7 protein-coding genes are annotated in these 17,801 nt (G+C 41.4%); all 7 read left to right on the top strand.

The genetic code is table 11. The features are described 5' to 3' along the window. Window positions 1–9 precede the first annotated feature (9 nt). Window positions 10–942, top strand: coding sequence for a manganese-dependent inorganic pyrophosphatase (locus tag FC60_RS03585; RefSeq protein ID WP_056937111.1), 933 nt, complete (start codon window positions 10–12; stop codon window positions 940–942). A gap of 153 nt (window positions 943–1,095) precedes the next feature. Beyond that, window positions 1,096–2,370: a lactate oxidase gene (locus tag FC60_RS03580; RefSeq protein ID WP_082601342.1), complete on the top strand. Its 1,275-nt coding sequence runs from the start codon at window positions 1,096–1,098 to the stop codon at window positions 2,368–2,370. A gap of 120 nt (window positions 2,371–2,490) precedes the next feature. After that, window positions 2,491–2,925 (top strand): peptide-methionine (R)-S-oxide reductase MsrB, encoded by a 435-nt coding sequence (gene msrB, locus FC60_RS03575; protein WP_056937110.1) that lies wholly within the window; start codon window positions 2,491–2,493, stop codon window positions 2,923–2,925. A gap of 242 nt (window positions 2,926–3,167) precedes the next feature. Further along, a complete protein-coding gene (locus FC60_RS03570; protein WP_056937109.1) occupies window positions 3,168–13,031 on the top strand; it encodes a mucin-binding protein in 9,864 nt (3,287 codons plus the stop codon). A gap of 175 nt (window positions 13,032–13,206) precedes the next feature. Next, the gene (locus FC60_RS03565; RefSeq protein ID WP_056937108.1) at window positions 13,207–16,950 is read left to right on the top strand and encodes a mucin-binding protein; all 3,744 of its coding nucleotides are present in this window, start codon (window positions 13,207–13,209) and stop codon (window positions 16,948–16,950) included. Beyond that, window positions 16,841–17,128: an LPXTG cell wall anchor domain-containing protein gene (locus FC60_RS09810; protein WP_082601340.1), complete on the top strand. Its 288-nt coding sequence runs from the start codon at window positions 16,841–16,843 to the stop codon at window positions 17,126–17,128. The genes FC60_RS03565 and FC60_RS09810 overlap by 110 nt, the downstream gene beginning before the upstream one ends. A 97-nt stretch (window positions 17,129–17,225) precedes the next feature. Further along, window positions 17,226–17,735: a GNAT family N-acetyltransferase gene (locus tag FC60_RS03560; protein ID WP_056937107.1), complete on the top strand. Its 510-nt coding sequence runs from the start codon at window positions 17,226–17,228 to the stop codon at window positions 17,733–17,735. Window positions 17,736–17,801 lie beyond the last annotated feature (66 nt).

The raw sequence follows: 17,801 nt of genomic DNA, 5'->3' as shown, positions 1-17,801 counted from the left end.
ATTTCATTTATGAGTAAAGAATTAGTTTTCGGTCATCAAAATCCTGATACTGATACCATTGCTTCAGCGATGGCTTATGCCTATTACCAAAACCAATTAGGCTACGAAGCGGAAGCTGTAGCCTTAGGGGAACCTAATGATGAAACCAAATTTGCTTTAGATAAATTTGACTTTGAACCATTACGGTTGATTGAAACGGCTGCTAACGAAACTGACCAAGTGATGTTAGTTGACCATAATGAACCCCAACAAAGTGTTAGTGATATTGATCAAGTTACGGTAACTCATTTGATTGACCACCACCGGGTTAACGGTTTTAATACTTCTGCTCCTTTATTCATGTCAGTTCGCCCATATGGGTCAGTAAGTACTATTTTGACAGAAATGTTCCAAGCTAAGAACATTAATATTCCAGCTAATTTAGCAGGAATGTTGTTATCTGGTTTGATCTCTGACACCTTGCTCTTAAAGTCACCAACAACGACCGATCATGATCGCGAAGCATTGACTTACTTGGCTAACTTAGCCCAAGTTGATGCTAACGACTATGGGATTCAAATGTTGAAGGCCGGGACTAATTTAGCTGCTAAATCAGACGAACAAATTGTTGATGGGGATGCGAAGACCTTTGAATTGGGTTCATCTAAGGTTCGGATTGGTCAAGTTAACACTGTTGACCTAGCTGACGTGTTCTCTCGTCAAGCTGACCTAGAAGCAACAATGAAGACTTTGATGGATGCTAATGGTTATGACACCTTCTTGTTAGTAGCTACTAACATTTTAGATAGCGATTCCGAATTACTCTTTGTGGGAGCTAATGCTGATAAGGTTGAGGCCGCCTTTGAAAAGAGTTTAAATGACCAAAACCGGATGGATTTACCAGGAGTTGTTTCCCGGAAGAAGCAAGTGGTACCACCATTAACAGCCGCTTTTGAAAATTAAAGATTGATTATTGAACCACCATTGAGCCAAACTAGCTTAGTGGTGGTTTTTATGTAAAAGAGAATTTGAAAATCTGTTTGATTCATGCTAATCTAGAACTAGTAAGAAAACGCTTTCATAGCGTTTGAAATAGATTGGAGAGTGTATTGAACTATGACATATTACTTTAAAGGATTTCCCCAAAGCGACCAAAACAAGTCCCTCAAGATGATTTATGTTGATGAACTTGAAGAACGGGCGAAGGAAGTAATGCCTGAACCAGCTTATTACTATATCGCTTCAGGTTCAGAAAATGAGTGGACTTGGCGGAATAATACTGCGGCTTTTAACCATTTTCAAATTATCCCACGTTCATTAACGGATATGGATGATCCACAAACGGAGACAGAATTTTTGGGTAAGAAATTAAAGACGCCAATTATGATTTCGCCAATTGCTTGTCACGGGATTTCACATAAGGACGGGGAAGTAGCGACGGCTTTAGGGGCTAAAGAAGCAGGAGCAATGTTCTCATCAAGTACCTATGCTAACCGGAGTGTTGAAGATATCGCTGAAGCAGCTGGTGACGCGCCTCGTTTATTCCAACTGTACTTAAGTAAGGATTGGGACTTTAACCAAATGGTCTTTGATGCAGTTAAAGCAGCCGGTTATCAAGGAATCATGCTCACGGTGGACGCCTTAGTTTCTGGCTATCGTGAAGCTAATTTACGGACTAAGTTCACTTATCCCGTTCCATTGGACTTCTTTACTCGTTATCAAGGTGGGCAAGGTGAAGGACAAAGTGTCGCGCAGATGTATGCAGCTTCGGCCCAAAAGATTGGTCCGGATGATCTAAAGAAGATTAAAGAACGGTCTGGTTTACCAGTTTTGGTTAAGGGGATTTTGTGTGCTGAAGATGCCCAAATGGCAATCGATGCTGGTGCAGATGGGATCGTAATTTCTAACCATGGTGGTCGTGAAATCGACGGTGCCCCAGCTACCATTGATATGTTGCCAGAAATCGCAAAAGTGGTTGATCATCGGGTACCAATTATTTTTGATTCAGGTGTTCGGCGGGGGTCCCACGTCTTTAAGGCTTTAGCTTTAGGGGCCGATTTAGTGGGAATTGGTCGTCCATATCTCTATGGCTTAGCCTTGGGTGGTTCCAAGGGAGTCGCATCAGTTATCAATCAATTAAATGATGAATTAAAGATTGATATGCAATTAACGGGATGCAAGACCATCGAAGACGTCAAGCACGCCATGATTACGAACTTGCCTTACAGTAGTGACAACTTACCTTCATCAACGGATCCAACTGTTAAACCACCATATCCAGTAACTGACCATAATCAAATGAAGGCCAGTTATGTGACAGGTACCGATGGTGAGGAACCTGCCCCACAAGTAGCTGAACCAGTTGATACTGAAGGTGGCGCATCCCATTAGTTAAGATTCATTAGAGCTTGCTTGGTTAAAACCAACGAGCTCTTTTTTGATGCATTTATATTGATCAGACAATTTAATCATGTAAAATAAACAAAAAATAAGCTTAAGAAGGTGAAGAATATGCAACAAGAAAAACAAGCTGATTTAAAGGGTCGACTGACACCAGAACAATATGCCGTTACTCAAGAGTCCGCAACGGAAGCTCCCTTTAGTGGTAGATATGATGATTTTTATGAGGAAGGTATTTATGTGGATGTGGTCAGTGGTGAGCCATTATTTCTCTCGGCAGATAAGTATGATGCAGGTTGCGGTTGGCCGGCTTTTAGTAAACCCATCGGTAAATTAAAAGAGCAAATTGATACTTCTTTGGCACGAGTGAGGACTGAAGTCCGAAGTGAAGAAGCCAATTCCCATTTAGGCCACGTGTTCAATGATGGTCCCCAAGAATTGGGTGGACTTCGATATTGTATTAATTCAGCTGCCTTAAGGTTTATTCCTAAGGACCAAATGGCGGCAGCCGGATACGGTAAATACCTTTCCCAGTTAGAAAAATAACAATATATATTAATTTCGCTTTTACAATTTTTTAATTAGATGGATCGTTATCGATTCATCTTTTTTTATTAATAGCTTCTAATTTAGAGCTTAGTAACCCAATCTATGAACAAAATACCAAGTTATAAGGTCATTTTGGTAAATAAAATCCTGACATTATCGTCTGATAACTTCATATATACAATTATGTATGGTATGATTTTAGGTGTTATAGATATATTGAATATATGTAGAGGGATCTAATGTTAGGGAAGAATAATATTAATGGTAAACCAATGAATGTTTTGCGGGCTCAGCAAAGATTCGGTTTACGAAAGTTAAATATCGGGGTCGCTTCTGTCTTATTAGGAACGACCTTTTTATTTGTCAATGGAACAAATGCTTTAGCCGATAGTTCTAGCAGTCTAACAACTGCCGATACAACAACTACTAGTCTAAACAGTTCAGCAGCAAGTAATACTAGTTCGAGCGCTCAGGTGACTGACAATGCTAGCGCTAGTTCAACTTCTACTGCTACTTCTACACCCACTAGCTCCAGCACTGATAGCACATCTAATGATACGGCATCCGCTGTAGTAACAACGATGAGTGCGGCAGTGGATACGACTGATGATGGTGAAATCACGGCCGATTCCCAAGAGGTTTTTGATAATTCGATTAGCTTGTCGAAAACAACAACTGGAAACGATGGATCAACCAGTCCGATCACGATTAGTCTTAATTTAACGGGGAATGCTGGTGATACCTTCACTTTACAAATCCCCAAAAACGCTACTTATGGTCAGCCTAGTTATGGGAGCTTAACTGGTACCGTGGGGACTACTACGCTTACTAGTGATAACAATTACTGGTATGTTAAGTATCTTTTGACCGCCAATGCATCTTTTCAGGATAAAGTCGTTTTAAGCGAAACTAATAACTATGCTGCTCAAGCAAAGCCGATTAGTAATATTGGTACAAATGAATTAGTCATGACTTTGTCGGGAGTAAACAGCGACGGTGAATCGGTCGGATCTACTTCAAAAACCTATACTTCCATTATTACACCCGGTATGAATCCTCAGTTTACTCGAGATAATCCATCCACGAGTACAGCGAGTTCAATTGCGGTTAATACCAATTATCGTTATTTACTCAAAATTAACGAGGCCAACGGGGTCCAAGATAGTAACTCCTATGCATCTAATCAGATTAATTCGGCTGATAATTACGGAACCATTATTACTATTCCGGTACCATCATCGTTTCAGCTGGATGAATCAGCAACTGCAACGGCCAATGCCTTTACCGATCAGACTACCATTTCCCAACCAAACGGGATTGGTACTGATATTATCATCACGGTTCCCAAAGGATCAGGAAAACAGGGATATGAAGGGGCTGCCGGGTATTACTTAATTGGTAGTTATCAAACGACTACCCCCAGCACAGATACAGTTGTTAGTGCTAATGCCCCCATTACGATTGTCCAAAAATTAGATGATGAGGGGAGTCAAACCTTAACCGCTACGGCAGGAACTTGGACGGAAACCCTGCGTGGTGAAGATAATACGACTTCCAAAGGTGAACTTACGGTTTCCGCCTCCGGGGCGGCCTCAAGTAATACATTACTGTTAGATGACGATAGTTCTAATGATCCAACTTATATTAATGAATTTGGCTTTGGAAATAATTCAATTCTAAATCTTACTGATGCGGAAATTACGATTAAGATCGCCGATGGTTTGATGGCAACCGGAATCACTACGCCTGTTGATAGTAAGAATTTGACTGGAGTGACTAGTTATGATTACACCTTAACCTATGCGGATGGCACCACTTCTGCTGGGACGGTAGCGGCGGGAGAAACTGTTAGTGCGACGGGATCTAGCTCCATCCGGACGGCCGTATTTAAACCTAATTTAGTGAACGTTGGCGATACGACCGCCACGGCTACCTATAATAACGTCACTAGTCGGACCGATGAATTTAAAGTCTTAGGGAAAATTTCGAAAACCTATGATGACGGTTCGGCGGTAAAAAGTGGTGATAAATTAAGCTCTTCCATTACTGATACATCCGCCTCGCTATCTTATGTCAAGGATGGTTCGGTCGTTTACCCGAGCTGGGGAGCCACCAATACTCAACAAGTAATTGGTGAAGAAGATTTAGTCGCTGCTCAAAATATTTTCATTTACCAGGCCAATAAAACGCCTGGTACTGATAAGGCTGGTTATATTTCGGTCACAAACGAAAATAATAGTAGCGAGAATACGAATACCATTAAAGAACCCACCTATTACTATGTCTTACCCCAAGGGGTGACTTATAATGCAGCAGCCAGTGATTTTGTGGGTTCACCAACCGTCTCTACTTTCTGGGTGGGTAATCAACAAGTAGTTAAAATTGATTATTCCGGAACAGGTTACTATTTAGATACTAGTCAGACCGTCAACCGGGTTTGGGTAAACAACAGTAATACGGCCACCACTGGGACCTATACGATTCCGATCTATGTTACCACTGCGACGAACATGTTAGACACTAAAGTCAGTTCGTTAAGTGACTTCAATAGTGACTTTACAGAAGGTCAAACGGATAATACTTATTTAATTGGTTCAGGGAGTTGGACTATCACGCAAGCAGCCGCCCTTTATACTACGGGGATGGCAAAAGGGAATAGTAACGATTGGTATGTTAATAAGGGAACCTCGAATGATAAGGGGTCAACGGCCATGAGTTATGAAGTGGCAGTGGTGAATGCTTTAAGTACTACGGCTACTAATATTCATGTGTACATTAATGTACCGAAGACAACCAGTAGCACTAATTTTAAGTTTGATTTAACGGGTCCCGTTACGACCGATTATAGTGGTAACTATACTATTTTGTATTCAACCAAAGCTTTCTCTACCAGTGCTACAGCTGAACCGACTAGTTCCAATTATGTCACTGCCGATCAGGTGACTGATTGGTCGGCCATTAAATCGATCGAAATTCAAGTTGATGAAATTGCCGGAAATTCCAGCGCCGGTTATTTCTATTTAAATGGGACGGATGCTACTTTAGCTAGTGACGTCAACAAATCAGCAAGTTTAGCCTTTCTAGTAACGGCAACCGGCTACGACAAACCACAAATTGTGGCTGCAGGGTCTTCGGGATCGCCAAGTATTACCATTTCTGGGACTTCCACCATTAAGACGGTCCTCGAATACGTTGATGCTAACGGGGTTAGTCAGACCGTTAATCTTGATTACAGTAAGACTTATACTGATGGCACCTCGGTTGTTCGCAAAACCGATTTCCCATGGTCAACGAATTATGCTAGTTGGTTTGATGCCCATGATGTGGCAATTATCAATAACTTATTAAATCAAGGCTATGCCATAGACTCAGATAATTTCCCTGCTAATACCTTAGAAAATGGGTCCGTAACTTGGCAGGATGGTGAAAGCAATCAAACAGCCACTTTCAATGTCAAGGCCGCTTATTATTTCGATGATGATAAGGTGGTTTATAAATTACGGCAAGTCACTGCCAATGTTTCATCAGTTCCAACTGCTGGGGTTACTCAATTAACTGACCTCCAAACAGGGCAGACAACGACTTATCCAGCCAACACCCCCGTTAACTCACCAGTTAATGACGCTAATAGCTATACCAATCACGCTACGGCAACCCGAACGGTTCAATATGTCTTTGAAGGTAATGCAACTAATAAACCATCTGTCGCAGACGTGGTTCAAACCATTAATTATGAATCCTATAATACTTACACCGTTAATTTAGTTACTGGGGCCGTCTTAAGCACGACAACTTCGGATTGGACGCCAGTAAGTGGGACTACATCCGCTACTAATACGACGATTGATGAAAATGGTCAACTTACCCAAACGGGAGCCGGTGACATCACCGATTCAACCAGTATTGTCCCCGCAGTTTCTGGAACTTTTGCCGGCTGGTATCTTGATTCATCGTCAAATGCAGGGTCGACTAGTTTAAGTGTCAATCAAAATACAACTGGTCAATTAGTTTATAAGCATTATCAAGGAGCGACGATTAATTATCTCGATGCGGACAATAATGATGCAATCTTAACTACCATCAGTGTTTCTGGTAAGCAAGGGGACACGATTGATTTTGATTATTCCCAAAATTTACAAAACCTACTTGATCAAGGATATGTCTTAGCGTCAAGTGATTATCAAACCGGAGCCACCTTTGATAGTGATGACAATAGTGACCAAACATTTACGGTTAAATTAGTCCATGGGACCACTGATTCAACTGAAACCAAAACGATTACGCGAACTATCAAGGTGACTAATCCAGATGGCTCAGTTACGATTACGACCCAACCAGTTACCCTTAGCCGCACGGTGACAACTGATCAAGTCACCGGTAATAAAACCTACTCGGATTGGACAAGCGGCGAATGGGAAGATTATACGACGCCTAATATTGCTGGTTACACGCCTACTATTTCATCGGTAGCTGAAATGACGGTTACTAGTGACTTATCAGATCAAACCGTCCAAATCACATATACCCCTAATCAACAACAAGCGCAGGTTAATTTGATTGATCAAACTACCGGGGCCGTCTTAAGTCAAGATGCCTTAATTGGAAAGAGTGATCAAGCCATTGATTTTTCAACTCCCAACTCCCAATTAGCCTACTATCTAGCGCATGGCTATCAATTAGCCAGCAATAATTCGAATGTCACCGGTGATACCATAACACCGACCGATTATGATCGGGATGATGATGAAACCCAAGTGATCAATGTCTATTTAGTGCATGCGACTGTTGAAACAACGGAATCAAAGACGGTCACGCGAACGATTAATGTTCATAATCCCGATGGGACGGTCACTACTGAAGAACAACCGGTGACGATCACTCGTTCAGTCACGACGGATTTAGTTACGGGTGAGAAGACATACGGTGACTGGACTAGTGCTGAATGGCCGGTATTTGTTACGCCAACAATTGCTGGATACACGCCATCAACAGTTGTAGTGATGAATAGTAAGGTTGATGGAACTACTAATGACCAGACTGTTAATATTGGTTATCGAGCAGACCAACAATTAGCAGCGGCTATTATTATTGATGACACGACGGGCCAGCGCTTAAATACCTTTGGGATCTTTGGTCCTTCCGATAGTCAAATTGACTTTAGTGAAGCTAATGCGCAATTAGCCTACTATTTGGCTCACGGATATGTACTTTCGACGCAAAAGACATCGGATATCACTGAAGGGGTATTTAGTCCAAGTCAGTTTGATCATGATGACCAACAATTACAAACTTTTACGGTTTACTTATGTCACGGTACCTCCGAATCTACAGAGATGCGGACGGTCACAAGAATCATTAATGTCACGAATCCCGATGGATCACAAACTACCACTAGTCAACCCGTTGAATTGACGCGCACGGTAACAACTGATTTGGTTACTAATCAACAAACTATCGGTGACTGGACCAGTGGACAATGGTCGGCTTACCTGACCCCAACTATCAAAGGCTATACACCATCACAAAGTGAAGTTGATTCATCAACCGTGGATGGGACGACCCAAGATCAGATCGTTAATATTTCTTATACCGCTGACCCGCAAACGGCCATCGTAAAAATCTTTGATGAGACGACGGGGGTCGAATTAGGACAACGGGAATTAAACGGGACGACTGGCGCAAAGATTGATTTCACCAGCTCAAATAATCAATTAGCTTACTATCTTGCTCACGGTTACCAATTAGCAAATGATAATTCAGTAATTACGGATAATGCGATTACTCCAGCTAATTACAATAATGATCCTGATGATGTGCAAACATTTACGATTAATTTAGTTCATGCTAGTCAAATTAGCCAAGAAAGCAAAATCATCACCCGGACCATTACGATTATTAAACCTGATGGCACTAGTGATACGCTTGAACAGCCAATTACTTTGACTCGCCAGGTCGAAACGGATCAAGTGACGGGGGATCAAACCTATGGTGATTGGTCAACCGATGAGTGGCCAGCATTTGTAGTGCCAGTGGTTGATGGCTATACGCCGAGTCAAGCTTCAGTGGCTAGGGAAAATGTCGATGGAGATACAAATAATCAAACGGTCACCATTACTTATCAACCTAATACCCAAGTCGCTACGGTTGAATTGATTGATCAAACCAGTGGGAAGACTTTGCAAAGCCTAAACCTTACCGGTAATTCTGATTCGGCGATTGATTTTGCGGATGCAAATACCTTATTGACTGAATATTTAAAGCAAGGTTATCAATTAGCTAACCAAAATCCGCAATTAACCAACGGACTTTTAACACCTACTAATTATGATCATGATGATACAGTTGATCAGGACTTTAAGGTCTACTTAGTTCATCAAACGAGTCAGTCCGAGGAAAGCAAGACAATCACTCGAACAATTCGGATTCACAAACCAGATCAGACAACAGAAGTTATTGAGCAACCGGTGACCTTAAAACGCACCATTACCACCGATCAAGTGACGGGTGATCAGAGCTTTAGTGCTTGGTCAACGGCTGATTGGGAGCAATATCAACTACCAACGGTCAATGGTTATCGGCCAAGTCAAGTCATGATTGATTCGGCAGTCGTTACTGGTGACAGTAGTGATCAGACCATCGACGTTACTTATCAAGCTAACCAACAAGTAGCAACAATTAAATTTATTGACGATACGACGGGCGAGACTTTATCAAGCCAAACGATCACTGGTCCTTCCAATAGTGCCATGGATCTTAAGCAGACTCAGGATCTATTGGATAGTTATTGGAAACAAGGTTACATGCTATCAACCAACAATCCTGATGTGAATAATGGTCGTTTAATCACTCGTAATTTTGATGCTGATGATCAAGTTGATCAGGAACTTGTTATCCATTTAGTTCACTCAACAACTACCACTGATGATCCACGAACTATTACGCGGACCATTAACATTACGCAACCGGATGGACAAACGTCCACTGAAGTCCAATCGGTAACCATTAATCGAACCATCATTACTGATAATGTAACTAAAGTAGCCTCAATTGGTGATTGGACAACCGGAGAATGGTCACAGTATTCGGTACCAAGTATCTCTGGATACACGCCATCGCAAGGTCAGGTGGATGCGACGACTGTTGATTGCGAAACGAACGATCAAGTGGTCAATATTAATTACCTTCCTAATGCTCAATTGGTCCAGGTCAATTTCATTGATCAAACTACCGGCCAAACTATCCGAACTTTTGATATCAATGGCTTGTCGGATGCGTCAATCAACTTCTCAGCAGCTAATCAGCAATTAGCTAATTATTTAGAGCAAGGCTATGCCTTAGCAGATGACAATCATGATTTAACGACTGATCTTTTAAATCCAGCTAACTACGATCACGATGACCAAGTTAATCAAACTTTCAACGTCTACCTTGTCCATCAAACCGAGGTGACAACTGAAACTAAGACCGTAACGCGGACCATTAATCTAATGCTGCCTGATGGAACAACTAAGGTCATTGAACAACCAGTAACCTTAAGCCGCACAGTAACCACTGATCAAGTCACGGGTGATCAAGAATTTGGGGCATGGTCAACTGGTGACTGGGAGGCTTATCAAGTGTCCGCCATGTCTGGCTATCACCCAAGTCAATTCACCATTAATTCAGCGACGGTTAACGGTGATTCAAGTGATCAAACCATTACCGTGACTTATCAAGCCGATCCACAAATTGCTCAAGTCACTTTTATTGATCAAACTACCGGTCAAGAATTACAAACCATTAACTTAACTGGGGTTTCAGACGCCGCGATTGACTTTAGCGCTGCTAATGATCAACTAAATGACTATTTGAACCATGGCTATGTTTTGACTGCTGATAATCACGATTTAACTGATGGGGAGTTAGCCCCAACTGATTATGACCATGATGACCAGGTTAACCAAGGATTTAACGTTTACTTGAAACATGCAACGCTAACAACCACGGAAAACAAAACGTTGACCCGGACCATTAATGTTCAGTTGCCGGATGGTACCACGACAGTCATTAAGCAACCTACGACCTTGTCCCGATCGGTAACCACGGACCAAGTCACGGGTGATCAAGCATATGGTGAATGGTCAACTGGTGAATGGGATGCTTATCAGGTTCCGGACATTACCGGATATACGCCAAGCCAAATGACGATTGATCAAGTTCCGGTTAATGGTGATGCAAGTGATCAGACGGTTAATGTGTCCTATCAAGCGGATCCTCGAACGGCAACGATTGAATTCGTTGATAAATCTAATGGTACGGTCTTAGCAACATTAACAACTAATGGTGGAGTTAATGAAGCAATTGATTTCACCCAAGCTAATCAAACCCTTGCAAGTTTATTGCAAGATGGCTACATGTTAAGTTCTGATAACCAATCCATTACCAACCAACAGTTAAGTCCGGCCACTTATAATCTAGCTGGCGATCAGTTCTTTACTGTTAATCTTGTTCATCAACCGAAATCCGTAATCACGACGCAAGAGTCCCGGAAAATTACGCGGACGATTTTATTATGGTTGCCAAAAGGTGAGGTTGAATCAGTCGTCCAAACGGCGGTAATTTCACGGATGGTAATGACTGATGAGGAAACGGGGGAACAAACTTATGGTGACTGGTCTAATGCTGATTGGCCAGCCTACACTGTGCCAGAAGTTGATGGTTATACGCCAACTCAAACGAATGTGAGCGAAAGTGACGTCAACGGAAATACTAGTGATCAAACCATTACAATTTCTTATCAGTCTGATCCCCAAGTGGCAACCGTCACTTTCGTGGACCAAACTAATGGTAAGGTTTTACAAACTACTAATCTGACTGGTGAATCCAACGATAAGATTGACTTCTCCACGGTTAATGATCAATTAGCGACTTATTTGGAGCAAGGCTATGAATTGGGATCGCAAAATCCAGATGTAAGAGCTAACCAATTAATTCCTGCAGACTTTGATCAAGATCCGCAAGTAAATCAAAACTTTACGGTTTACTTGACTCACCAAACAGATTCTTCGACCGAAAAGCAAACCATTACGCGGACCATTAAGGTGCACTTACCGAATGGGACGGTCACAACGGTTGTTCAACCGGCTACGTTAACGCGCACTGTCACCACTGACCAAGTTAGCGGCCAGCAAACTACTAGTGATTGGTCAACTGGTGAGTGGGAGGCATATCAAGTGCCAACTATCGCTGGATACACCGCTAGTCAGTTAACTGTTGACCAAACATCGGTTAATGCTGACACGACAAATCAAGTAATTGATGTCAGCTATCAAGCTGATCCGCAGGTTGCCCAAGTTATATTTGTTGATCAAACGAGCGGGCAAAGCATCCAAACAGTTACCTTAACTGGTAGGTCAGATGAAGTAATCGACTTTACTTCAATTAATGAGATGATTAGAGCTTATCTGGCAGCTGGATATGACCTGGCGCTAGTTAATCCAGACTTAACTAATGATCAGGTTACATCAACTAAATATGACCATAACGATTCAACAAACCAAGCGTTCCAAATTTTCTTAGTTCATCAATTCAGTGAAGGACAAGAAAGCAAAACGGTTGCGCGGACCATTACTCTGCATCTTCCAGATGGGACCAATCAGGTTATTAAGCAACCCGTTACCTTAACCAGAAGCGTTACAACAGATCTAGTAACTGGTCAATCATCCTATGGTGAATGGTCAACCAGTAGTTGGCCAGTATATGCGGTTAATACTATTGATGGTTACACGGCTTCCCTTGCACAAGTAGAGAGCGAAATCGTTAATTCAACAACGGCAGATGAAGCAATTGATATTTACTATCTTGCAGATTCTCCAGCTGAGCAAGCAACATCAAATACAATTACAACTTCGCAAACATCAACTAATGCCAATCTTTCAAATGATAAGTTAGTTAAATTATCACCAACTAAAGCAAATTCCCAACAGACGACTTCCAATAGACGCATGAAGTTACCGCAAACTGGTAATAACTATGATGCAGCTTTATTGGGATTAGGATTAGCCTCCACGGCAGCCTTAATTAGTATGCTTGGCTTTAGTAAAAAGAAGGATGAACATTCATAGTTGAAAAGAAGGCCCTCATTTTTGAGGGCCTTTTAATATTGTTATAGTAAAAAATAAAAATATTTTTATTTGAATAAATACATTAAGAAATAGTTAAATACATTCATATATCTGTTATAATATCGTCAACATATATTTAAAATATATCTAACGATAAATGAATGAGGAGGAATATATGGATAATAAATTGCATTTCAAGATGTATAAGAAGGGAAAGCAGTGGATGATCGGTGGAATTGTCACCGCTGCGCTGTCCTTTGGGGTGGCTAACTTTGTCCAATCACCCGTGGCTTCGGCTGACGAGGTTAGTGACACAACTAGTGCCGTTAATTCTGCTAGTTCGGCTTCCGATACAACGAGCACATCTGCTAATGACAATGTTGCTAGCAGCGCCACTAGCACTGCAAGTACGAATACAGTAACGGCAACTAGTGCCGATGGAACCTCGGTGACAGATGATAATACTAACAGTTCCAATGTTACTTTAACGCATGGTGATAATAGTACACGCAACGTAACGGTATCAGTTTCCGTGAGTGAAGGGGACACGGTAACAGTGACGGTTCCTTATATTTTCTCCGCTTCAACGGATCAAGATACTACGGGTGAATACTATACGGTAACGACCGCTAGCGAATCAGTAAGTAACCCTGGTTATATTACGAGTAAGTCATTTGCTAATACGACCTTTACCTATACGATGACGGGGAGTCGATCAGTTGAATTTAACGTGAAATTAACGCCGACGGTTTCGGATTGGTCATTTTTAACTCCCGGATCACAATTCCAAGTTGTAGTACGGAAGAATGGTCAAGATGTTGGGTATGTTACTTACACTATTGATGATCCGGCCACCATTACTTCATCCAATCTTAGCTTAGATCAAAACCAAACGACGAATCTGGTAACGGGGCAAAAATATGCCATTGGGTTGAACTTAGCTAACAATGGGACTAATGATGGAGACAATTTTGCAGGAACCACAGTTGTAAATGTCCCTGATGGCTGGCTCCTTGATACTTCTGGTAATTATGCTTATGGACTGACTAGTAATACCACACAGGTTGGGGATACCTTAGATACTTTTAACGACTTATCGAATGGTGGGGTGACGGTAAGTCAAGATGGTGGCGCTGGGACGCCAGTTACCATTACTTTCAATACCGCTAAAAGTAGTTTGAATAGTGGTGAAATCATTCTCTGGGGAACCTACACCAAAGAATTATCAGCGGATGAAAATACTTTCACCACAAGTACCACTTACTATTCAACTAACACCAGTGGTGAACAGGCTAATAATGGGACTTTAACAACCAATAGTACAAATAACCTGGGGATTGCCGTAACTAATACTGAAAATGCATCCATTCAAGCAGAATTTAAGCCAAAAGATGGGGAAATTTTTACCGATAATGGAACGGCAGATGGTAGTCACCAGGCTGATGATAACCAATATGACTATCAAGATGGTCGAACTTTAGTTATCAATAATAATGGTAATGTTGCGCAAACCAACGTTAATGTTCATCTTGATTTAGAACCAGGTACGGTGCTCAACGGTGGTAATGGTTCCTATTCGCTTGCCTTCACCAGCACAAGCGAAAATCAACCGGGTATCATCACCATTACGACAACTGATGGTAAAACTTACTCCAGTAGTCCGGTTTATGTTTCATCCAACGTGAACTCTTGGGTTTGGGGCATTAACGATGATGCCGTTGCGGCTGGCGTGGCCAAAGATGGTTCCAACATTGCTTCAATTGATATTAGCTACAAGAATCTTGAAGCAGGGACTTCATTAAGGGTCTCCTTTGCCAATAATTCAATTTTATCGTCAGCTACTAGCAAACAAGCGGGGGATACTGCTACTTATGCTTATCAGGTTACATCAGATCAAGATACCACTGGTGTCTCTGGTCAGATGAATTTAACGATTGCGGATCCAGCTAACAAGGCAGTTGCCTTTACTGGTCAAGTTGAGAGCCAACCAAGTGGGTCCTATCAACCAACTAGTACGGATGGTGGGAATACTGCTACCATTGTTTACAATTTCCGCAGTGACAACACATCCGATGATAGTTCTTCTTACTTGGTAACAATTCCTGAAGGGTTTGATGTGACTGACACAAGTCAATTATACCTTTATCAAAACAATGAAGAATATACTGACGGGACTATCGAAGATCTAGGCTACGTTGGTGTCAATGGGGAACGGATGTTTAAAGTTACGCTGGCCACCACTCCTTCATATGCAAGCCCAATTTATCTAAAGGGGGCCACTGCTGATAGTCCAATCACAATTGTGGCTAATGAAGATCAACTGCCAGCCACATATTCATACCGAAATGGTGATACTAGTAATGGAACAGCAATGAGTTTGATCATGGCCATTAATGATCAGAATCAGTTCTCTAACAATAGCTGGGATGAAGAAACCTTAACCTTGAAAGATGGATCAACTTATAATGTTGTCTTATCATCAACCGGATGGTATTCAAATTATACGGAAGCTTCCTATAGCTTTACTTACCCATCAACTTATAGTCAATTAAATGGGATCAAGTCCAGTACTGATAACAAGTACACTACAAGTTCAAAACAAGCTGTTAGTTTAAACTACAGTGATAATCAAGATGTTACCAATACAACGGGGACGATCCGATTAACCAATATTCTGACTGATAAGAGTACTTCTGCTTACTCCAATAATGTTATTAATTTACCAAGTGTCGAAAACGGTGATAGTGCGACCTTACAACTGACTGGTCCAGCTACTGACACAACCACCAGTGGGAATGTATCGGACGTCCAAGTCCTTTACTCAACGTCATATGTAACTGATCCAGCTGATACATCTACTTTTGTTAGTGCGGATCAAATCACCGACTGGTCACAAGTAAAAGCCGTTATGCTTAAATCAGGAACGATGGAACCATCGGCGGTTGCCGCAACGTATCTGCATTTTGAAGTGACTGCTATGCAAGATGGTGTAACTAATACAACTGTTAGCCTTCCAGAATACTTCGTTGGTGACCACAGTGGCGTTACTTATAGCTTGAATACAAGTTTAAAGGTTAATATTCAACGGTATGTTGATGTAATTACTAACTGGGTAACTCAGGCTGATGACGGAACCCAAACTGCAATTAAAGACCCAACAACCGAAACTGTTCAATCTAATAGTGCTTATACGACAAGTGGCCTAGCAGCTATCGAAATTCCTGCAAACTATCATCTATTGGAAACACCAAGTAATGCTACCGGGACGACAAACGCTACGAATGTAAATGTTACCTATGTTTATGTAGCCAATACCACAACTAGTCCAGTATCGAAGGCTGTTTCGCAAAACGTTGAATATAAGGGAGCAGGATCAGCAACCCCTGCAACTAACACTCAATCATATACTTTTGCTGGAACCACAACGACCAATGATGTTACTGGTTCAAGTAGCACAGCTTGGAACGAAGATAGTCATAACTTTGATAGTGTGGCAACGCCAGTGGTCACTGGTTACTACGCTGATCAAGCCAGTGTTGATGGGGCAACTGTAACGCCTAACAGTGACGACGTCACTACCACGGTTACTTACCATCAACTTGGTTCTATTGTGCCAGTAGATGAGAATGGGAATGAAATTGCGACGCCGGTAACCTACAACAACGATCCGTCGGATCCAACTAAGGCTACTACTACCGACGTGCCAACCATTCCAGGTTGGACGACGACAACTACCAGTGTTGATCCAACTAATCCAGGTGCAGACACGAAGGTCGTTTACACTCCAATCGTAATGCCAAGTCCATCCAATGATAGTCAGGATAATCCAGATAATTCATCATCCAAGACGGTTACTGACTACACTGATTACACGACGCATACCATTACTACTTCTTATACTTACTACTTCTTATACTGACCAAGACCAACTTCTTACTACCACTACGAATTCTACTGCCGAATCAAATGGTCAAGAAAGTGCTCAATTACCTCAAACAGGTAATGATGAACATGCTCAATCACTATTAGGTTTAGCCGGAATTACAATGTTGGGATTATTAGGATATGGGTTTGCTAGTAAGAAGAAACGTCAATAAACTATTCAAATAATTGAATCCATAGAAAACGTTCAAATCTCCCGGAGATTGAACGTTTTTTTGGTATAATACTTTTTAAAAATGAGGATTTATAACGATGACCATAAAATTTGAGCACGCAACAAATAAGAATTTACCTAAAATTGTTGAAATATATGTTGAAATATATAATGAAGCCATTCCAACGCATCAATCAACGGCTGATCTAGAACCAATTACGATTGATGATCGGATTGATTGGTTTAATAGTTTTGATGACACTCATCCCATCTGGCTAATTAAAGCTAATGATGAAACTGTAGGGTGGGTAGCTTTAGAACAAATGTATGGTCGGGCTGCTTATCAAAAATCAGCCGAAATTGCCATCTACTTATCCCAAAATGGGCAAGGGAAAGGTATTGGACCACAAGCAATCCAATTTCTAAAAGACCAAGCCAAAGAATTAGGGTTAAAGGCGATCGCAGCGTATGTTCTGTCACAAAACCAGCCCAGTCGAAAAATGTTTGAGCGTTCTGGATTTACCGAATGGGGTCATTTACCGAAAGTTTGTATCTTTGATGATATCAAACGAGATATTTACATTTACGGTTACCATCCGAATGATTAAGCAAAAACTTCATTTGAATTTAACAACCGAATTTTGAATATCTCAATTTAAAAGTGATTGCTAGAA

It is taken from the genome of Limosilactobacillus gastricus DSM 16045, assembly GCF_001434365.1.
Lineage (GTDB): Bacteria > Bacillota > Bacilli > Lactobacillales > Lactobacillaceae > Limosilactobacillus > Limosilactobacillus gastricus.
The sequence above is the reverse complement of the archived record's forward strand: the minus strand, read 5'-3'. Positions and strand labels throughout refer to the sequence as shown.